The organism is Pseudomonas sp. FW306-02-D09B (assembly GCF_058782685.1).
The window spans coordinates 441,023-458,960 of the sequence record NZ_JBYSXY010000002.1; the positions used below are offsets into that span (position 1 = coordinate 441,023).

Genomic DNA, 17,938 nt, shown 5'->3' on the forward strand with positions numbered 1-17,938 from the left:
TACAAGGGCGCGGGATTCAATAGTGATACCACTTCACTTCCAGCATAACCTCGTTTTCGGGGGACGCGATGTGGCTGAACTCCCGTTGGGCGCTCAGGCGCAGGCCGAGGTTACGCGACAGCTCCCACTGCTGGTTCAGACTCAGGCTACGTCGCACTTCACCGTTGGTGAAGTAATCACCTTTGGTTTCCAGGCTCAGATTGCCCAGCGGGTTCTTCCACAGAACACCGCTGTTGAAGCCGGCGGCGGGCGCGATGAAACCGGCAAAGTCGCTGTTGTGCTCGATGCGTACGGTGCCAAGGGCGAAGCCCAGCACGTCGTCGCCCAGTTGCCAGGTACCGCCGGCGCCGCCATTGACATGGCTGACCAGGGTTTCGTCGTCATGCTTTCCCGGGACCCGCTCCAGGCCACCGGTCACCTGCCAGGACCACGGTTGCAGCAGCTCGTTGCGCGGGGTCAGTGAGCGGATGGTCGCGAGGTCCAGTTGCTGCAATTGCCAGTGATTGCCTTCGTACTGGCGCAGCTTCATCTGGAGAATTTCAATCTGCGCACCGAGCGGAAAGCTTTCGGTGTTGTCGTTGAGGTCGTGATAGGCCATGCGCAGGCCATATTCACCAAAGACTTTGTCGCCACGGGTGCCGATGCCGGCCTGCCAGGTGCGCGATTCGTGACCGTTTTCCGGCAAGCCAGGGCGTTCGATGGACAACTCCGGTGGCGGGTTCTGATTGATCGCCCGCAGCAGCTCGAAGCTGCGTTGCGCGCGCTGTGGATCGCGTTCCTGGCCGTTGGCGCGGTAACGCTCAAGACGGTAGGCCGCGTCGATAATCAATGCCTGACGATCACGTGGCAGCGCCTTGAAGGTCGGCTCCTGCAAGCGTTTCTGGTCGGCGCTGAGCTTCAACACCCATTGCTGTTCATCGCCTGAGAGCGGTTTGGCACGGCTCAACAGCTCACGTTCGCGGGATGGACGGTAATCGATTTTTTCCACCAGGCCTGCGTCTTTCACGGCTTTGACGGTGTCGGTGGGGATCGCCGTCAGCGGGAATTGTTCGGTTAGCCTGAGGCTCGGTCGCGCCACTTGCAGCAACTCCAGCAAGCGGTAGGAGCAGTTTTCATCGAAGAAGAAATAATCGAACTGAATCTGCTTGAGCTCCCAGACATGCTCGACCATGCGCTCGGTTTCTGCCTGCGTCAGGTTCAACCGGTACTCCCACAGATCGCGGTTTTCCAGGCTGCGGTATTCCGAGAGTTTTTCCTGATAAGGCACCAGCGCGAACAGCCCCGGATAGCCGCCCATAAGGCCTTTCCAGGCATACAGAATGCTGTTGTCCGAACCTTCGATATAGGCACCGAAATTGATCGCGTAACTGAGCAGGGCCGTGTGGTCGGTTTGCACGTCAGCCTGATCGATGCGCAACAAGGTATGACCGAACATCGATGACGGGCTGTTCAGATAGGCTGCCGGAAAAATCATCACCGCGCTGTGGGGTGATACGTCCTTGAACCATTGTTTGAACTCGCTGCAATCCACCGTCGGCAAATCGTTCAGGTTCAGTTGGGCTTTCAACCAGCGGGTACGCGCCGGGTAAATACATTGCGCGTGCTGCTGGCCTTTACTGGCCGGGGCATAGAGCGCTTGTACGGTGGCCGCCAGCTCTGCGTCGGGATGTTCGGCACCATTGGCTGCCAGGAAGAACTTCTTGTCGCTGACATAGCTGCGCCAGCCGCCGAGTTTTGCGCTTTCGTAGTGGCCCAGGGAAATCCAGAACCGGTCGTTGGCCAGTTGCTGCAAACGTTGGTTGTCGATCAGAGGCGCGGCGGACAGCGGGGCGCAGACAAACAGCGCCAGACAGGCAAGGCGTTTGAGCATGGTGGGCTACTTAATTAAAAAAACCCAAAGCAGGTCGGGTTCAAAAAACAAAACCCGCCCGGGTGAGGGGCGGGTGAGGCCGAGCTTAAGCCGGGGTGGCATATTTGGCCAGACGAGCATCGCCTTTGAGTACCGCCAGGGTATTGGTATGCACGTCTTCAGCAGTCACATCAGCCTTGCTGAAAATCTGCTGGAAGTGCTCGTGGGTGACGGTGGCGAAATACGCACGGTCTTGCGGTGCGACGCCCAGTACCACGGCATAGGTGGTCAGCGCTTCGCCGGAGCCCTTGGCCATGTCTTCGGACAGTTCGTTCATCATGCCGTTCATGGCGATCCAGGATTTGCCGCCATAGGTCAGCGCGGCGTTGGTTGCGCAACCGTTGGTGCCGGATGTCATGCCGAAAGTGGCGTTGCCAGAAGTGCCGTTGGTGGTGGATGCCAGGAAGTGTGCCGGGGTGCCACGCTGACCTTCGAACAGCATATTGCCCCAACCGCAATCCGGGCCGCCTGGCGCCTGGGCCATGGCGTTGAGGGATGCAACGGTGAAGAGAGTACCAAGAAGAATCCGTTTCATAGCTGTGTTCTCTTTTGTTTGCGTACCAATGGACAGGGGTTCTGGCGCCGCTCCGACGCCATTTGGCTGGTGATTGGTCCAGCCGCGCAGTTTGGAGTCTAGGCACGATCCGGGGGTTCCGTGATTTTTTGCCAAACATTCCCAGTAACCATTGATTTAGCCCTGGCCCGTCCAGGGTTTGGCGCTTGACTATGCTTTTACCCAAGGCGCGCCTTGCCAGTCGGGCACGGGCAGCGCCAGAATGCCTTTAATTGCCCCGCCTGATGTAAGGAAGCCCGATGCCCGATCCTGTTGCTGCCAGCTTGCGTCTAGCGCCTGAAGCGCTGACCCGTCCGTTTTCCGCTGAACAGTTCAGCTTCTCTACCACCAATGAGCTGGAGCCTTTTCGCGGCGTGCTCGGCCAGGAACGTGCGGTTGAAGCCTTGCAGTTTGGTGTGGCCATGCCACGCCCCGGTTACAACGTGTTTGTCATGGGTGAGCCCGGTACCGGCCGGTTCTCTTTCGTCAAACGCTACCTGAAAGCCGAAGGCAAACGCCTGCAGACCCCAGCGGACTGGGTCTACGTCAACAATTTCGATGAGCCGCGCGAACCTCGCGCACTGGAGTTGCCATCGGGGACGGCCGGTGCGTTCATCACCGACATCAACGGCCTGATCGACAACCTGCTGGCGACGTTTCCAGCGGTCTTCGAGCACCCGTCCTACCAGCAAAAGAAGAGTGCCATCGACCGCGCCTTCAATCAGCGCTACGACCGTGCACTGGACGTGATCGAGCGCCTGGCGCTGGAGAAAGAAGTCGCGCTGTACCGTGACAGCACCAACATCGCTTTCACCCCGATGAGCGAAGGCAAGGCGCTGGACGAAGCGGAATTCGCCCAGTTGCCGGAGGCCGTTCGCGAGCGCTTCCACGACGACATTTCCGGACTGGAAGAACGGCTGAACGAAGAGTTGGCCAGCTTGCCGCAGTGGAAGCGCGAGTCGAGCAATCAGCTGCGCCAGCTCAACGAAGAAACCATCACCCTGGCCTTGCAGCCATTGCTTTCGCCGCTGTCGGAAAAGTACGCAGAAAACGCGGCGGTGTGCGGTTACCTGCAAGCGATGCAGGTGTATCTGCTCAAGACGGTGGTCGAGCAACTGGTCGATGACAGCAAGACCGACGCGGTCGCCCGTAAGTTGCTCGAAGAACAATATGGCCCGAGCCTGGTGGTCGGTCATCCGCACAGTGGCGGTGCCCCTGTGGTGTTCGAACCGCACCCGACTTACGACAACCTGTTCGGCCGTATCGAGTACAGCACTGATCAGGGCGCGCTCTACACCACTTATCGGCAGTTGCGTCCGGGCGCGCTGCACCGGGCCAACGGCGGCTTCCTGATTCTGGAAGCCGAAAAAATGCTCAGCGAACCCTTTGTCTGGGATGCGCTGAAGCGGGCCTTGCAGTCACGCAAACTGAAAATGGAATCGCCGCTGGGCGAGCTGGGCCGACTGGCCACGGTGACCCTGACGCCGCAACATATTCCGCTGCAGGTCAAAGTCGTCATCATCGGCGCGCGCCAGCTGTATTACACGCTGCAAGACCTCGATCCGGATTTCCAGGAGATGTTCCGGGTTCTGGTGGATTTCGATGAAGACATCCCGATGGTCGATGAGAGCCTCGAGCAGTTTGCTCAGTTGCTCAAGACCCGGACCTCGGAAGAAGGCATGGCCCCGCTGACCGCCGATGCGGTGGCGCGTCTGGCGACCTACAGTGCGCGGCTGGCCGAGCATCAGGGCCGTTTGTCGGCGCGCATTGGCGATCTGTTCCAGTTGGTCAGCGAGGCGGACTTCATTCGCGATCTGGCCGGTGACGAGATGACTGATGCCGGGCACATCGAACGTGCGCTCAAGGCCAAGGCCACCCGCACCGGGCGTGTGTCGGCGCGGATTCTCGATGACATGCTGGCCGGGATCATCCTGATCGACACCGCTGGAGCGGCGGTCGGCAAGTGCAACGGGCTGACGGTGCTGGAGGTCGGCGACTCGGCGTTCGGCATACCGGCGCGAATCTCTGCCACGGTTTACCCCGGTGGCAGCGGCATCGTCGACATCGAGCGCGAGGTCAACCTCGGGCAGCCGATCCACTCCAAGGGTGTGATGATCCTCACCGGGTATCTGGGCAGCCGTTACGCCCAGGAATTCCCGTTGGCGATTTCGGCCAGCATCGCGCTGGAACAATCCTACGGTTACGTCGATGGCGACAGTGCCTCGCTGGGCGAGGCCTGCACGTTGATTTCGGCATTGTCGAAAACCCCGCTCAAGCAGTGCTTCGCGATTACCGGTTCGATCAATCAGTTCGGTGAAGTGCAGGCGGTGGGCGGGGTCAACGAGAAGATCGAAGGCTTCTTCCGTCTTTGCGAGGCGCGTGGCTTGACTGGCGAGCAGGGCGCGATCATTCCTCAGGCCAACGTTGCCACGTTGATGCTCGATGAGCGGGTGCTGGCGGCCGTGCGTGCCGGGCAGTTCCATGTCTATGCGGTGCGTCAGGCCGATGAGGCACTGAGCCTGCTGGTGGGCGAGGCCGCCGGCGAGCCGGACGAAGAGGGTCAGTTCCCTGAGGGCAGCGTCAACGCGCGCGTGGTGGAGCGTTTGCGGGTGATCGCGGAAATGATCAGCGAAGATGACTTGAAAGAGGCCGAGAAGGAACATGTGCAGGCGCAGGAAATATTGGCTGCGGCCAAGCCTGCCTGACACCCGAAGCGGTACACAGCCATTGTGGCGAGGGAGCAAGCTCCCTCGCCACGGGGTTTGTGCATGGCACTGGGTCGTCATTGTGATAGCGCTTTTTGCCGCCCGGGTGGCGTCAAAAAACCAACAACGACCATTCGGCGCCTTCTAAGCTCCGTCAACTTGCTGACTCGACTTTTCTTCTATGCTCAGGACAAGGACATCGACAGTCATCACTGGATCGAGACAGCCTTCCCGTGGAGGCTGAATACCCGATTTACCGAGGGTCGCCGCCATGCCGCGCAACCTCTGCCTCACCCGCCAATGCCTGGGCCTGGTTACCCGTATTGAATGCAGTATTCGTCCGCTTGCCGGGGACACCGGTATGTGGACCTTGTTGTTTGCCGCCGGAATGGCCGGTGAACAACCTTCCGCCATCAAGGCCCAAGGCCCGTTTCATGGTCCTTTCGTGGCCGAGTCGATACTCGATACCATCGTTGAAAGCCTGACTCTGCACGGCTATCAGCTGGCCGATGACCCGCAAATCTGGTGTTTGCACTTGCAAGCCCAGCTGCGGGAAATCAATGGTGGACGCTGCCGAAATCCGGGTGGTTTCCAGTTCAACCCCGAGCATTAGTGACTATTCGACAGGGTTGGGGTTTTCGGCCTTGTCGAGCTTGACCTCGAATCCGTATTCGACGGTATTGAGGTTGGTGCGCTGGTAGGTTTCCAGGCTGGTCGGCTGGCCGTAGAAATAATGCACCTCAACCAGCGCCGGGCCTTCTGCGCTGGCGTCGTGGCTGACCGCAAGAATCTCCTTCAGGTAATTTCCGCTCGCGTCCTTGGCGAAGAAGCGCCAGTTCTGGGCGGGGAATATTTTCTGGTCAACCACCAGGGCGTTGCCTTTGAGCTCCAGGCCTTTGGGCAGTTTCTGGGTGTCGAGGTTGTCTTTTGCAATATTGGCCAGAAACAACGGCATCGAGCCGACAGCATACGCCGGCGTTTCGGGGAACAAGGTCAGGTCGTAGGTAATGGTGGCGCGTAGCGGGTCGATTTCGAAGGCCTCGGCTGGCAATTCGATGGGCTCGCCACGTTTACCCTTATCGTCCTGAGTGAAGAAGGTCACGGGGGTGTCGCCAGGGCTGAAGGAGGAGCCGAGCAGTTCGTCGTTGAAGGTTTTCGGGTGATCGAATTCGATACGTGCCGCACTGGCGTCCTCGACGGACTGATTGACGTGGATGTTCTTTTTCAGCTGTTCCTCATCCAGTGCGGCGCCTTTGAGCCAGGTTGCGGCCTGATCGTCGTACACGACCACGGGCAGGTTCAGGCTCTGGATGGTTTTATCCGTGGTATTGCGGTCGAAGCGGCGTACTGGCAGTTCCAGGTCTTTGCGGGTGACGGTGACGGCCGAGAAGTCGAGGACGTTGACTTCGAGGTTTTCGATGGGACCGTTGAAGTACACCTTGGTGTAATGATGAGTCTGCTTGTGCTCGAACGCCTGTTGCTCGTCTTCTAGCTGTTTTTCGAACGCATCGCTCCAGGCGGCCTGCTTCTGCATCTCGGCCAGTTGTTTTTGATAGAACCCGATTTGTGCGGCATCTTCGTTGATCGAGCCCGAGCGTGAGAGAAGCTGCCCGGTCGTGTCCCTGGCCTGGACAATCAGCGGATTGAGCGGGGTATCGCTGACGTCTGGTGCCAGTGCTGCGCTGTTGTTGACTTCGATCTCGGCGTAGTTCTTTTCGAGGGCCTTCAGGGTGACGCTGATGTTGTCGTCAGTGCGGGTCTGGCCCACGTCCTTTTTCGTCAGGTCGAAGGTGAATACCTTGCGCGGTGCAATGACCTCGACTTTACCTTTCAGGGTTGTCGGTTGCGGCTGGCTTTTGCTGTCGATGTTCTCGCCCTCGACAAAAGGGTAGGCCACGGTCAGGTCATCCGGATTGGTCAGGCCGGCGCTTGAAGGGCTCAACTGAATGCCTGGATCGGTTTCCGACCATTCGGGCTGGAAAGGGACGACCTTCTTGTTGCTTAGCGTGACCGACTGCCATTCCAGCCCATGCGGAAAGGGGAACTCGGAAGGCATGTTGAAGCTGAAGGGAAACACCGGCTGCAAGTCGGTCAGATACTCGGAGCTGGAGTCCTTGCGCAATACGAACAGGCCATTGATGTAGGTGTCGACCAGCGCCTGTGGGCTGGGATAGTGCTTGAGCAGGGCCATGGCATCTTCACCGTATTCGGTGGCGATCGGCTTGATGGCAAGCTTTTGCTGTGCGCGCTCGAGCAGCAGCAACGAGCCACCGAGGTTGGCCACGGCATCCTTGAGCTGGGGATCCTGAATCGCGTCCAGCGACTTCTCGAACTGTGCGGTCTTCTCCTCGAGGCTTTGCGGGCGCTTCTCATCGCTGGGTGAGCAGCCGCCGATCAGTACCGCAAGGCAAAGGCCGACAGTCGTTAAAGGCAATCGCAAATCCATTTTCCGGTTTTCCTCTACAACGCAAATAAACAATGCGAATGCTTTGGACACTAGCAGAAAAACGCTTTGGCAGACTCGCAGGTTGTGGATTTGTCTGCGGTTTATGGGGTTTTGAGCGGCTGATATACTCGCCGCCGTTTAAAACCCTTGTGTGAGATTCAATGGAACGTTTTGTCGAAAATGCAATGTACGCCTCGCGCTGGCTGCTGGCGCCGATCTACTTCGGTTTGTCCCTGGGCCTGCTGGCCCTCGCGCTGAAATTCTTTCAGGAAGTCTTCCACGTTATTCCCAACGTGTTCTCGATGGCCGAGTCCGATCTGATTCTGGTGCTGTTGTCGCTGATCGACATGGCGCTGGTGGGCGGCTTGCTGGTGATGGTGATGATTTCCGGCTACGAAAACTTCGTGTCCGAACTCGACATCGATGAAGGCAAGGAGAAGCTCAACTGGTTGGGCACGATGGACTCTTCTTCCCTGAAGATGAAAGTCGCGGCCTCGATCGTGGCCATTTCCTCGATTCACCTGTTGCGCATCTTCATGGACGCCAGGAACGTCGATCCCGAGCACCTGAAGTGGTACGTGATCATTCACATGACCTTCGTGATCTCGGCGTTTGCCATGGGCTACCTGGACAAGCTGACCAAGCACTGATCCGCCGCAGCCCTTGTGGGAGCGTGGCTTGCCCGCGATGGGCGCGACTCGGTCCTTGCGCCGTTCTCGATACGGCTATCGCAAGCAAGCTTTGCTCCTACAAGAAGCAGATGAGTGTGAAACGGACGGGCGGCGGCGTTTCTGGCTTGTGCTTTTGTGCGCCGAGGCATATCCCTGTAAATGTCTTGGCTCGCCATCGCGCGGGGTGCGCTCATGAACCTGCAAGAGTTGAACGCCTATGCCATCGCCGGGAAGGTCGATGAGCTGAACCTGATCTCGATGGAAGGCGGGATCTATCTGTTAGAGGCACGGATACATGGCGCCGCTCATCCAATCGACGACACCCATGGGCAAACACTGCATTTGCGTTCGGTAGAGCATGCTCGTGAAGTCCTTCATGCCTTTCCCAAGCTGACGTTCAACCTGATTCACACCTCGGTGCACGACGAGATGTGCGGTCTGGGCACCAGTGGGGAAGAGAGCCTGAAGGTGCCCATATCCCAATAGCGCTGACAGCCCTGATCACCGCAATGGCATCTGTGCTAGTCTGCTCGCCCTTTTGGTTCCGGGCGCTCCGGGATGCGCTGTGCACGCACGGCAATGTCCCGAGCCGTCCGCACAGCGGAGCAGTGTCATGTCCGAAGTAAATCTGTCCACCGACGAAACCCGCGTCAGCTACGGCATCGGCCGTCAGTTGGGCGACCAACTGCGCGACAACCCGCCACCGGGCGTTAGCCTGGACGCGATCCTGGCAGGTCTGACCGACGCATTCGCCGGCAAGGAAAGCCGCGTTGGCCAGGAAGCAATGTCTGCCAGCTTCAAGGTCATCCGCGAAATCATGCAAGCCGAAGCTGCTGCCAAGGCTGAAGCGGCCGCTGGCGAAGGCCTGGCATTCCTGGCTGAAAACGCCAAGCGTGACGGCATCACCACTCTGGCTTCCGGCCTGCAGTTCGAAGTACTGACTCAAGGTGAAGGCGCCAAGCCAACCCGTGAAGATCAAGTGCGTACTCACTACCATGGCACGCTGATCGACGGCACTGTGTTCGACAGCTCCTACGATCGTGGTCAGCCTGCAGAATTCCCGGTTGGCGGCGTAATCGCCGGCTGGACCGAAGCCCTGCAACTGATGAACGCCGGTAGCAAATGGCGCCTGTACGTGCCGAGCGAACTGGCTTACGGCGCACAAGGCGTTGGCAGCATTCCGCCGCACAGCGTTCTGGTGTTCGACGTCGAGCTGCTCGACGTTCTGTAATACCAAGTGTCGGAACGGGCTCGATAATGTGGGAGCGGGCTTGCTCGCGAAGACGGAAGATCAGGCAACATCAATGTTGAATGTCAGATCGCTTTCGTCGGAACGCCGCCCGGAACAAGCCCGCACCCACAGGGCTCGTTCCGATATTTTGCATACGGCCTTCATATTTCGAACTTGGTGTTCGAATCATTCATCGGGCGCAATGCCCGGGCGTAGCAGAATAGAAACAGGTTGCGTACCAGCTCCTTGAGCACCACTGGCTCGCTGGAGCTCAGGCCATTGAGGTCGAGGTCGCCCTGGTCCTGCAGCTCACTCAAGGCTTCTTCTTCCAATACCGCACACACTTCCCCGGTTTCCCGATGCAGGATCCTGAGGTACGGGTGTGGACGATCCAGCCATGCATCGATCAAGTAAGTCATGATGCTCATCTCCTTTTTAATGGTTTGATGAGAATAATTCCTATTCAATTAATAGCAAGTACCTATTGGCGGTTTCTGCTGTTTTCTGTAGGGGAATTGCTGAGGGTCAAAACGGCTGGCGTTTTGCTATTGGGCGGGATTGCTGGGGAATCAGGCGAGGGTGAGGCTCCATCCCACGCAGGGCGCAGGATGGAATACAGCAGGTTCAGACTTTTCTGACGAACTCGGATTTGAGCTTCATCGGGCCGATACCGTCGATCTTGCAGTCGATGTCGTGGTCGCCATCGCACAGGCGGATGTTCTTGACCTTGGTGCCGACCTTGACCACCAGCGATGTGCCCTTGACCTTGAGGTCCTTGATCACGGTGATGGTGTCGCCATCTTGCAGGACGTTGCCGACCGAATCCTTTTTCACGGTTTCATCGGACGCTGCGTCGGCTTCGCCGTTGGCGGACCACTCGTGGGCGCACTCTGGGCAGATCAGTTGGGCGCCGTCTTCATAGGTGTATTCGGAATTGCATTTCGGGCAGGGTGGCAACGTGCTCACTAAAGCTCCTTGGATTCAGGATGGCTAAAAGCGCACATTATATAGGGTTTTAGGCGGGTATGGGGTCAACACTTGCAGCAGGCTGTCTTCGATGTCGCACTGTCGGGTAGAGGCGTCTGTAGGAGCACGGCTTGCCAGCGATGGCGTTCTTGAGATCGCTATCGCGAGCAAGCTCTGCTCCTACAAAGAGCGGGTCAGTGCGTGCGGGCGACCGCAAACTCGCTCAGCTCGACCAATGCATCCCGGTATTCGCTGGCGGGCAACATTTCGAGGCATTTGATCGCACGGGCCACGTAATCGCGGGCCAGTTGTGCGGTGTAGTCCAGCGAGCCCGAGGCTTCCACGGCAGCGCGGATGCTTTCCAGGTCTTCGATACCACCTTTCTGAATTGCCCGGCGCACCAGTGCCGCTTGCTCTGGTGTGCCTTCGCGCATGGTGTAGATCAGCGGCAGGGTCGGCTTGCCTTCGGCCAGATCGTCACCGACGTTCTTGCCCAGGGTTTCTGCGTCGCCTTTGTAATCCAGCAAGTCGTCGACCAGTTGGAAGGCCACACCGAGGTGGTCGCCAAAGGTGCGCAAGGCTTCGCTCTGTTCTGGCGTCGCTCCAGCCAGGGCTGCGGCACTGTGGGTCGAAGCCTCGAAAAGCATCGCGGTTTTGCCGCGGATGACTTCCATGTAGGTTTCTTCGGTAGTGCTGGCGTCGCGCACCTTGGACAGCTGCAGGACTTCGCCTTCGGCGATGATCCGCGTGGCTTGCGAGAGAATCTTCATCACCGGCATCGAGCCCAGTTCGACCATCATCTCGAACGAGCGCGAGTACAGGAAATCACCCACCAGCACGCTCGGGGCGTTGCCCCACATGGCGTTGGCGGTCGAGCGGCCACGACGCATGCCGGACATGTCGACCACGTCGTCGTGCAGCAGGGTGGCGGTGTGCAGGAATTCGATGGTGGCGGCCAGCAAGCGCATGTCGTCGCCTTCGCGCCCCAGGGCCTTGCCACACAGCAACACTAATAAAGGGCGCAGGCGTTTACCGCCAGCCGAGGTAATGTAATCGCCGATTTTCGATACCAGCGGCACTCGGGAAGTCAGCTGCTTCTTGATGATGCCGTCGACGGCGTTAAAATCGTCCGCCACCGCGCGGTAGAAAGCTTGGGGTTGCATCAGCGACAGTCGCTCCAGAAGGGTTGCGCGGCATGCTAGGACCCACGTCCGGGCCTGTCAAGGCGCGATGGACGGCCACTTGCAACGCGCTCGTGGCTTGCGTACAATCGCGCACCCTGAACTTCCTGGGCAGCACCTGCCTTACGCAATTGCATTTGGGTCGTTCCATCCCATGCAGCCATGCCAGCCAATACCTCTTCTTATAAAGAGCTGGGTGAGCAGGATTATCGGAGAAATACCATGTCGTACGCAGTAATCGTTACTGGTGGCAAGCAATACAAGGTCGCCCCAGGTGAATACCTGAAGATCGAGAAACTGGAAATCGCTACCGGCGAATCCGTAACTTTTGATCGCGTTCTGTTGGTCGCCAATGGCGATGACGTGAATATCGGCGCTCCAGTTGTTGCTGGCGCTACCGTTGTGGCTGAAGTGATCTCCCAAGGTCGTCACGATAAAGTCCGCATCATCAAGTTCCGTCGTCGTAAGCACCACATGAAGCGTATGGGCCACCGCCAGTGGTACACCGAGATCAAAATCACCGGTATTCAGGCTTAATTTCAGCCTAATTCCTCACTAGGAGAATTGAACTCATGGCACACAAAAAAGCTGGTGGTAGTACCCGTAACGGTCGCGACTCAGAAGCCAAACGCCTTGGCGTGAAGATGTATGGCGGCCAGAAAATCATTCCGGGCAACATCATCGTGCGTCAGCGCGGCACCCAATTCCACGCCGGTTACGGTGTTGGCATGGGTAAAGATCACACCCTCTTCGCGAAAATCGAAGGCGTGATCAAGTTTGAAGTAAAAGGCGCGTTCAACCGCCGTTACGTGAGCGTTGTCGCGGCTTAATTGCGCGATCGCTGGAAAAGCCCTGTCTTGCGACGGGGCTTTTTCGTTTGTGGGGTGAGTCTCTTGCAAAACTGTTTGTATGGGCTGCCGGCGCTGGATTATGCGGTCGTTGATTGAGGTCGCTGCGCTCATTTTTGCAAGAGTCTTATGTCTTAGTGTTTTTCGGCTCGTCCGTATGGCGAGAGGCGTTTTGTTATGAAGTTTGTTGATGAAGTATCGATTCGAGTAAAAGCTGGCGACGGCGGCAATGGCTGCATGAGTTTCCGTCGGGAAAAATTCATCGAAAACGGCGGTCCTAACGGCGGTGATGGTGGTGATGGCGGCTCGGTCTATATGATCGCCGACGAGAACCTCAACACCCTGGTCGACTACCGTTACACCCGGCACTTCGATGCCGAGCGTGGCGCCAACGGCGGCAGCACTGACTGCACCGGTAAAAAAGGTGAAGAGCTGGTCCTGCGGGTTCCGGTCGGCACCACGGTCATTGACTCTGCTACGCAAGAAGTCATTGGCGACCTGACCAAGGCTGGTCAGCGTCTGTTGGTGGCGCATGGCGGCTGGCACGGTCTGGGTAACACCCGTTTCAAATCCAGTACCAACCGCGCACCGCGCCAGACTACGCCAGGCAAGCCGGGCGAGCAGCGTGACCTCAAGCTGGAAATGAAGGTGTTGGCCGACGTGGGCCTGCTGGGCTTGCCGAATGCCGGCAAAAGTACCTTTATCCGTTCGGTCTCGGCGGCCAAGCCGAAAGTTGCCGATTATCCGTTCACAACGCTGGTGCCAAACCTCGGTGTGGTCAGCGTCGATCGCTGGAAAAGCTTCGTCATTGCCGACATTCCGGGTCTGATCGAAGGTGCTTCCGACGGCGCGGGCCTGGGGATTCGCTTCCTCAAGCACTTGTCGCGTACCCGTCTGTTGCTGCACCTCGTCGACATGGCGCCGCTGGATGACACCAGTGCTCCAGACGCGGCTGAAGTCATTGTCAGTGAGCTGACCAAGTTCAGCCCTTCGCTGGCTGAGCGTGATCGCTGGCTGGTGCTGAACAAGTGCGACCAGATCCTTGAAGAAGAGCACGAAGAGCGGGTCAAGGAGATCGTTGATCGTCTGGAGTGGACCGGTCCGGTCTACGTGATCTCGGCCATTGCCAAAGAAGGCACCGAGCGCCTGACGCGCGACATCATGCGTTACCTGGAGGATCGTGCCGATCGTCTGGCTAACGACCCGGTCTACAAGGAAGAGTTGGCCGATCTCGATCAGCGCATCGAAGACGAAGCCCGTGCCCAGTTGCAGGCGCTGGATGACCAGCGTGCCCTGCGCCGCAGCGGCGTGAAGTCGGTCCATGACATCGGTGACGATGACTGGGACGAAGAAGATGTGGATGATGAAGATGGTCCGGAAATCATTTACGTGCGCGACTGATTCGTTGCAGTAAACTTAAGCGCCGCTCTATCGAGCGGCGTTTTGGTATCTGGAAATCGGTAGTCACGAATAACGTTACGGGCAGCGCTGGGTCGTGCTGTCCTCAAGCTAAGGTTGAAGATGATGCGGAGCAAGGTGACAGGTGCGCAGCGTTGGGTCGTGAAGATCGGCAGCGCTTTGCTGACGGCTGACGGCAAGGGTCTGGATCGCGCAGCAATGAGCGTCTGGGTTGAGCAGATGGTCGCGCTGCATGAGGCGGGTGTCGAGCTGGTGCTGGTGTCCTCGGGGGCGGTAGCGGCAGGTATGAGTCGCCTTGGTTGGACCGCACGACCCAGTGCGATGCACGAGTTGCAGGCGGCTGCCGCCATCGGTCAGATGGGGTTGGTGCAGGCTTGGGAGTCGAGCTTTGCCGAGCATGGCCGGCACACGGCGCAGATTCTCCTGACTCACGATGACTTGTCTGATCGCAAGCGTTACCTCAACGCCCGCAGCACCTTGCGTGTGCTGGTCGATCTCAAGGTCATTCCGGTGATCAACGAGAACGATACGGTGGTCACCGACGAAATCCGTTTCGGTGACAACGATACGCTGGCGGCGCTGGTGGCCAACCTGGTCGAGGCTGACCTGTTGGTGATCCTCACTGATCGTGACGGCATGTTTGACGCCGATCCGCGCAACAACCCTGATGCCAAGCTGATTTACGAAGCGCGCGCCGATGATCCGGCGCTGGACGCGGTCGCGGGCGGCACTGGCGGTGCATTAGGTCGTGGCGGTATGCAGACCAAATTGCGCGCGGCGCGTCTGGCGGCGCGTTCGGGGGCTCACACGATCATCGTGGGTGGGCGTCTTGAGCGTGTGCTGGATCGTTTGAAGGCGGGTGAGCGTATCGGCACCTTGCTGTCGCCTGAGCGCGGCCTGCTGGCGGCGCGCAAGCAGTGGCTGGCTGGGCACTTGCAGACTCGCGGCACGCTGGTGCTGGATGAGGGGGCGGTCACGGCGTTGTCTCGGGGTAATAAAAGTCTGCTGCCGGTTGGCGTCAAGCTGGTTCAGGGCAGCTTCCGTCGCGGTGAAATGGTGGTATGCGTGGCGCCGGACGGTCGTGAGATTGCCCGTGGCTTGGCCAACTACAGTGCGCTTGAGGCGCAAAAAATCATCGGTCAATCGTCTGAGGCGATTGTCGGTTTGCTGGGTTACATGGCGGAACCGGAGCTGGTTCACCGCGATAACCTGATTCTGGTTTAAGGAAAACGCGAATGCGCATGGCAAAAGGATTGTTGGGGTTGCTGTTGGCGATGCCGTTGCTGGCGTCGGCGGAAGAAATCGGTCAAGTATCGACCGTGTTCAAATTCGTCGGGCCGAATGACCGCATCGTCGTCGAGGCATTTGATGATCCGAAGGTCGATGGCGTGACCTGCTACCTGTCGCGAGCCAAGACGGGTGGCGTGAAGGGTGGTCTGGGGTTGGCCGAGGATCGGTCGGAAGCGTCCATCGCTTGTCGTCAGGTCGGGCCGATCAGCTTCAAGGGTGAGCTCAAGGATGGCGAAGAGGTGTTCAAGGAGCGCACATCGCTGGTGTTCAAGACCATGCAGGTGGTGCGTTTCCTCGATAAGAAGCGCAACACCCTGGTGTACCTGGTCTACAGCGATCGCCTGATCGAAGGCAGTCCGCAGAATGCCGTGACCGCGATTCCGATTTTGCCGTGGGCACGCGCTCAGTAATCTGACGCAAATCCAAATGTGGGAGCGGGCTTGCTCGCGAAAGCGGTGTAACAGTCAATGATGATGTTGAATGTTATGCCCTCTTCGCGAGCAAGCCCGCTCCCACATTTTTTTGCGGTGTGCCTGTTAAATCGCAGGCAATAAAAAACCGACCCTGGGGTCGGTTTTTTAATGAGCGTGTCGCTTAGGCAGCAGCGGCAACGTTCAGAGCCTTGACGTGGCCATTCAGGCGGCTCTTATGGCGAGCAGCTTTGTTCTTGTGGATGATGCCTTTATCGGCCATACGGTCGATAACTGGCACAGCCAGAACGTAAGCGGCTTGCGCTTTTTCAGCGTCTTTTGCGTCGATGGCTTTAACTACATTCTTGATGTAGGTACGAACCATGGAACGCAGGCTGGCGTTGTGGCTGCGACGCTTCTCAGCCTGTTTTGCACGTTTTTTGGCGGAAGGTGTGTTGGCCACCGTCGAGCTCCTCGAAAGACTTTTTAGGAAATAGCAAACAAAATAGGCCGCGAATCATGCCGATGAGTTGAAGTCTTGTCAAGGGCGGGTGATGCGTTCCGCTGAGTGGTCGATCTAAAGAGGCGGGATATTTATTTCCGGCGCTTGACCTGTAAACTCGCGAGCTTTGGCTCTGTGCTGTTGCGGCGCGGAGTATCGCATAAGTGGGCGGTTTGTTCGCCTGCTGTTTATCGACAGGCAAAAACTCTTCAATGAACCTGCTTAAATCGTTGGCCGCCGTCAGCTCTATCACGATGCTTTCCCGGGTTCTGGGGTTCGTCCGTGACACGCTCGTCGCACGCATATTTGGCGCCGGGATGGCCACAGACGCCTTCTTTATCGCCTTCAAACTGCCCAATCTGTTGCGGCGAATCTTCGCCGAGGGGGCGTTTTCCCAGGCCTTTGTGCCGATCCTGGCGGAATACAAAAGTCAGCAGGGCGAGGAGGCGACACGAACTTTCATCGCTTACGTGTCGGGCTTGCTCACGCTGGTACTGGCGCTGGTCACGATTCTGGGGATGGTCGCGGCGCCCTGGGTCATCTGGGCAACGGCCCCGGGGTTTACCAATACGCCGGAAAAATTCCAGCTGACCTCCAGCCTGTTACGAGTGACCTTTCCTTATATATTGCTGATTTCGCTGTCCTCGCTGGCCGGGGCGATCCTCAATACCTGGAACCGTTTTTCGGTGCCGGCCTTCGTGCCGACGCTGCTCAACGTCAGCATGATCGTCTTCGCATTGTTCCTGACGCCGTACTTCGATCCGCCGGTAATGGCGCTGGGCTGGGCCGTGCTGGTCGGTGGCCTGGCGCAATTGCTCTATCAACTGCCGCACCTGAAAAAAATCGGCATGTTGGTGTTGCCGCGCCTTAATCTGCGCGATACCGGTGTCTGGCGGGTGATGAAACAGATGCTGCCGGCGATCCTCGGGGTCTCGGTCAGCCAGATTTCGCTGATCATCAACACCATTTTTGCCTCGTTTCTGGTGGCGGGTTCGGTGTCCTGGATGTATTACGCCGACCGCCTGATGGAGTTGCCGTCCGGCGTTCTCGGTGTGGCTTTGGGCACGATTTTGCTGCCGACGCTGGCCAAAACCTACGCCAGCAAGGACCGCCACGAATACTCGCGCATTCTCGATTGGGGCCTGCGTTTGTGCTTCGTGCTGGTGCTGCCGTGCTCGCTGGCGCTGGGGATTCTGGCGGAGCCGCTGACCGTTTCGCTGTTCCAGTACGGTCAATTCAGCGCATTTGATGCCTCGATGACCCAGCGTGCCCTGATTGCCTACTCGGTCGGTTTGCTCGGGATTATCGTGATTAAAGTGCTGGCGCCGGGTTTCTATGCGCAACAAAACATTCGCACACCGGTAAAAATCGCGATTTTCACGCTGGTCGTCACTCAGTTGTTCAACCTGGCCTTGATCGGCCCGTTGAAGCACGCAGGGCTGGCCTTGGCTATTAGCTTGGGTGCATGTATCAACGCCGGTTTGTTGTTCTATCAGTTGCGCAAACAGAAGATGTATCAGCCGCAGCCAGGCTGGGGCCTGTTTGGGCTCAAGCTGGTGATCGCGGTGACGGTGATGTCCGCAGTCTTGCTGGGGGCGATGCATTTCATGCCGGCCTGGGGCGAAGGGCACATGCCGGGGCGCTTCCTGCGTCTGGGGGCTTTGGTGGGGGCGGGTGTGGTGACCTATTTCGGTATGTTGGCGTTGATGGGCTTTCGTCTGCGGGACTTCAATCGCAAGGCGTTGAACTGAAGACGCGGCATCAATAATCGCAGGTCGGGCGCCAGTTTTGTCGGTTCGATCACTTT

General features: G+C 58.3%; 18 protein-coding genes. 11 read left to right on the forward strand and 7 right to left on the reverse strand.

What is annotated here, in order from left to right; all coding sequences use genetic code 11:
* Nucleotides 1-16: 16 nt before the first annotated feature.
* Nucleotides 17-1,870, reverse strand: coding sequence for an Lnb N-terminal periplasmic domain-containing protein (locus tag AC3WK5_RS06220; protein ID WP_103319421.1), 1,854 nt, complete (start codon nucleotides 1,868-1,870; stop codon nucleotides 17-19).
* A gap of 85 nt (nucleotides 1,871-1,955) precedes the next feature.
* On the reverse strand, nucleotides 1,956-2,444 hold the full coding sequence (locus AC3WK5_RS06225; RefSeq protein WP_054595506.1) for a DUF3015 domain-containing protein: 489 nt from the start codon (nucleotides 2,442-2,444) through the stop codon (nucleotides 1,956-1,958).
* Between the two features lie 278 nt (nucleotides 2,445-2,722).
* On the opposite strand from AC3WK5_RS06225, the gene AC3WK5_RS06230 reads away from it, so the two are divergent.
* Both AC3WK5_RS06230 and AC3WK5_RS06235 read left to right on the forward strand, forming a co-directional pair.
* Nucleotides 2,723-5,167: a Lon protease family protein gene (locus AC3WK5_RS06230; RefSeq protein ID WP_054595507.1), complete on the forward strand. Its 2,445-nt coding sequence runs from the start codon at nucleotides 2,723-2,725 to the stop codon at nucleotides 5,165-5,167.
* 271 nt (nucleotides 5,168-5,438) lie between these two features.
* Entirely contained in the window at nucleotides 5,439-5,780 is a 342-nt protein-coding gene (locus AC3WK5_RS06235; protein WP_019691608.1) for a PA4575 family protein, read from the forward strand.
* A gap of 3 nt (nucleotides 5,781-5,783) precedes the next feature.
* Here the strand turns inward: AC3WK5_RS06235 and AC3WK5_RS06240 are convergent, their stop codons facing one another.
* Nucleotides 5,784-7,613 (reverse strand): hypothetical protein, encoded by a 1,830-nt coding sequence (locus tag AC3WK5_RS06240; RefSeq protein ID WP_103319419.1) that lies wholly within the window; start codon nucleotides 7,611-7,613, stop codon nucleotides 5,784-5,786.
* Nucleotides 7,614-7,774: 161 nt separating this feature from the next.
* Here AC3WK5_RS06240 and AC3WK5_RS06245 point away from each other — a divergent pair, with 161 nt between their 5' ends.
* The 3 genes from AC3WK5_RS06245 to bamJ all read left to right on the forward strand — a co-directional run bounded on the left by AC3WK5_RS06245 (nucleotide 7,775) and on the right by bamJ (nucleotide 9,515).
* Complete coding sequence (locus AC3WK5_RS06245; RefSeq protein WP_019691610.1) at nucleotides 7,775-8,263, forward strand: TIGR00645 family protein; 489 nt, start codon at nucleotides 7,775-7,777, stop codon at nucleotides 8,261-8,263.
* 213 nt (nucleotides 8,264-8,476) lie between these two features.
* The gene (locus AC3WK5_RS06250; RefSeq protein WP_103319432.1) at nucleotides 8,477-8,770 is read left to right on the forward strand and encodes a DUF6482 family protein; all 294 of its coding nucleotides are present in this window, start codon (nucleotides 8,477-8,479) and stop codon (nucleotides 8,768-8,770) included.
* Nucleotides 8,771-8,897: 127 nt separating this feature from the next.
* Complete coding sequence (gene bamJ / locus AC3WK5_RS06255) at nucleotides 8,898-9,515, forward strand: BamJ family beta-barrel-assembly machinery protein (protein ID WP_054595509.1); 618 nt, start codon at nucleotides 8,898-8,900, stop codon at nucleotides 9,513-9,515.
* A gap of 161 nt (nucleotides 9,516-9,676) precedes the next feature.
* Here bamJ and AC3WK5_RS06260 read toward each other — a convergent pair whose 3' ends face one another.
* The 3 genes from AC3WK5_RS06260 to AC3WK5_RS06270 all read right to left on the reverse strand — a co-directional run bounded on the left by AC3WK5_RS06260 (nucleotide 9,677) and on the right by AC3WK5_RS06270 (nucleotide 11,644).
* Nucleotides 9,677-9,934, reverse strand: a complete 258-nt coding sequence (locus tag AC3WK5_RS06260; RefSeq protein ID WP_054595510.1) for a PA4570 family protein — start codon at nucleotides 9,932-9,934, stop codon at nucleotides 9,677-9,679.
* A gap of 205 nt (nucleotides 9,935-10,139) precedes the next feature.
* On the reverse strand, nucleotides 10,140-10,481 hold the full coding sequence (locus tag AC3WK5_RS06265; RefSeq protein ID WP_054595511.1) for a zinc ribbon domain-containing protein YjdM: 342 nt from the start codon (nucleotides 10,479-10,481) through the stop codon (nucleotides 10,140-10,142).
* A gap of 194 nt (nucleotides 10,482-10,675) precedes the next feature.
* Complete coding sequence (locus tag AC3WK5_RS06270; protein ID WP_054595512.1) at nucleotides 10,676-11,644, reverse strand: polyprenyl synthetase family protein; 969 nt, start codon at nucleotides 11,642-11,644, stop codon at nucleotides 10,676-10,678.
* Between the two features lie 240 nt (nucleotides 11,645-11,884).
* Here AC3WK5_RS06270 and rplU point away from each other — a divergent pair, with 240 nt between their 5' ends.
* The 5 genes from rplU to AC3WK5_RS06295 all read left to right on the forward strand — a co-directional run bounded on the left by rplU (nucleotide 11,885) and on the right by AC3WK5_RS06295 (nucleotide 15,629).
* Nucleotides 11,885-12,199, forward strand: a complete 315-nt coding sequence (rplU, locus tag AC3WK5_RS06275; RefSeq protein ID WP_003176051.1) for a 50S ribosomal protein L21 — start codon at nucleotides 11,885-11,887, stop codon at nucleotides 12,197-12,199.
* 35 nt (nucleotides 12,200-12,234) lie between these two features.
* Nucleotides 12,235-12,492: a 50S ribosomal protein L27 gene (rpmA, locus tag AC3WK5_RS06280; RefSeq protein WP_003176049.1), complete on the forward strand. Its 258-nt coding sequence runs from the start codon at nucleotides 12,235-12,237 to the stop codon at nucleotides 12,490-12,492.
* A gap of 195 nt (nucleotides 12,493-12,687) precedes the next feature.
* Nucleotides 12,688-13,911, forward strand: a complete 1,224-nt coding sequence (cgtA, locus tag AC3WK5_RS06285; RefSeq protein ID WP_019691616.1) for an Obg family GTPase CgtA — start codon at nucleotides 12,688-12,690, stop codon at nucleotides 13,909-13,911.
* Nucleotides 13,912-14,034: 123 nt separating this feature from the next.
* Complete coding sequence (gene proB / locus AC3WK5_RS06290; RefSeq protein ID WP_103319417.1) at nucleotides 14,035-15,153, forward strand: glutamate 5-kinase; 1,119 nt, start codon at nucleotides 14,035-14,037, stop codon at nucleotides 15,151-15,153.
* Between the two features lie 11 nt (nucleotides 15,154-15,164).
* Nucleotides 15,165-15,629 carry a CreA family protein gene (locus AC3WK5_RS06295; protein WP_103319415.1) on the forward strand — a complete coding sequence of 155 codons (465 nt, stop codon included), beginning with the start codon at nucleotides 15,165-15,167 and terminating at the stop codon, nucleotides 15,627-15,629.
* A 184-nt stretch (nucleotides 15,630-15,813) separates the two neighbouring features.
* Here AC3WK5_RS06295 and rpsT read toward each other — a convergent pair whose 3' ends face one another.
* Complete coding sequence (rpsT, locus tag AC3WK5_RS06300) at nucleotides 15,814-16,092, reverse strand: 30S ribosomal protein S20 (protein WP_003185593.1); 279 nt, start codon at nucleotides 16,090-16,092, stop codon at nucleotides 15,814-15,816.
* A 251-nt stretch (nucleotides 16,093-16,343) separates the two neighbouring features.
* Here rpsT and murJ point away from each other — a divergent pair, with 251 nt between their 5' ends.
* Nucleotides 16,344-17,882, forward strand: coding sequence for a murein biosynthesis integral membrane protein MurJ (gene murJ, locus AC3WK5_RS06305; protein WP_103319413.1), 1,539 nt, complete (start codon nucleotides 16,344-16,346; stop codon nucleotides 17,880-17,882).
* Nucleotides 17,883-17,938 lie beyond the last annotated feature (56 nt).

What these genes read in the sequence shown, in the direction of transcription:
- AC3WK5_RS06295 (WP_103319415.1), top strand. Translation starts at nt 15,165, where the DNA reads ATGCGCATGGCAAAAGGATTGTTGGGGTTGCTGTTGGCGATGCCGTTG.
- AC3WK5_RS06235 (WP_019691608.1), top strand. Translation starts at nt 5,439, where the DNA reads ATGCCGCGCAACCTCTGCCTCACCCGCCAATGCCTGGGCCTGGTTACC.
- AC3WK5_RS06220 (WP_103319421.1), bottom strand. Translation starts at nt 1,870, where the DNA reads ATGCTCAAACGCCTTGCCTGTCTGGCGCTGTTTGTCTGCGCCCCGCTG.
- proB (WP_103319417.1), top strand. Translation starts at nt 14,035, where the DNA reads ATGCGGAGCAAGGTGACAGGTGCGCAGCGTTGGGTCGTGAAGATCGGC.
- AC3WK5_RS06240 (WP_103319419.1), bottom strand. Translation starts at nt 7,613, where the DNA reads ATGGATTTGCGATTGCCTTTAACGACTGTCGGCCTTTGCCTTGCGGTA.
- AC3WK5_RS06260 (WP_054595510.1), bottom strand. Translation starts at nt 9,934, where the DNA reads ATGACTTACTTGATCGATGCATGGCTGGATCGTCCACACCCGTACCTC.
- rplU (WP_003176051.1), top strand. Translation starts at nt 11,885, where the DNA reads ATGTCGTACGCAGTAATCGTTACTGGTGGCAAGCAATACAAGGTCGCC.
- rpmA (WP_003176049.1), top strand. Translation starts at nt 12,235, where the DNA reads ATGGCACACAAAAAAGCTGGTGGTAGTACCCGTAACGGTCGCGACTCA.
- AC3WK5_RS06225 (WP_054595506.1), bottom strand. Translation starts at nt 2,444, where the DNA reads ATGAAACGGATTCTTCTTGGTACTCTCTTCACCGTTGCATCCCTCAAC.
- AC3WK5_RS06250 (WP_103319432.1), top strand. Translation starts at nt 8,477, where the DNA reads ATGAACCTGCAAGAGTTGAACGCCTATGCCATCGCCGGGAAGGTCGAT.
- murJ (WP_103319413.1), top strand. Translation starts at nt 16,344, where the DNA reads ATGAACCTGCTTAAATCGTTGGCCGCCGTCAGCTCTATCACGATGCTT.
- bamJ (WP_054595509.1), top strand. Translation starts at nt 8,898, where the DNA reads ATGTCCGAAGTAAATCTGTCCACCGACGAAACCCGCGTCAGCTACGGC.
- AC3WK5_RS06245 (WP_019691610.1), top strand. Translation starts at nt 7,775, where the DNA reads ATGGAACGTTTTGTCGAAAATGCAATGTACGCCTCGCGCTGGCTGCTG.
- AC3WK5_RS06230 (WP_054595507.1), top strand. Translation starts at nt 2,723, where the DNA reads ATGCCCGATCCTGTTGCTGCCAGCTTGCGTCTAGCGCCTGAAGCGCTG.
- cgtA (WP_019691616.1), top strand. Translation starts at nt 12,688, where the DNA reads ATGAAGTTTGTTGATGAAGTATCGATTCGAGTAAAAGCTGGCGACGGC.
- AC3WK5_RS06270 (WP_054595512.1), bottom strand. Translation starts at nt 11,644, where the DNA reads ATGCAACCCCAAGCTTTCTACCGCGCGGTGGCGGACGATTTTAACGCC.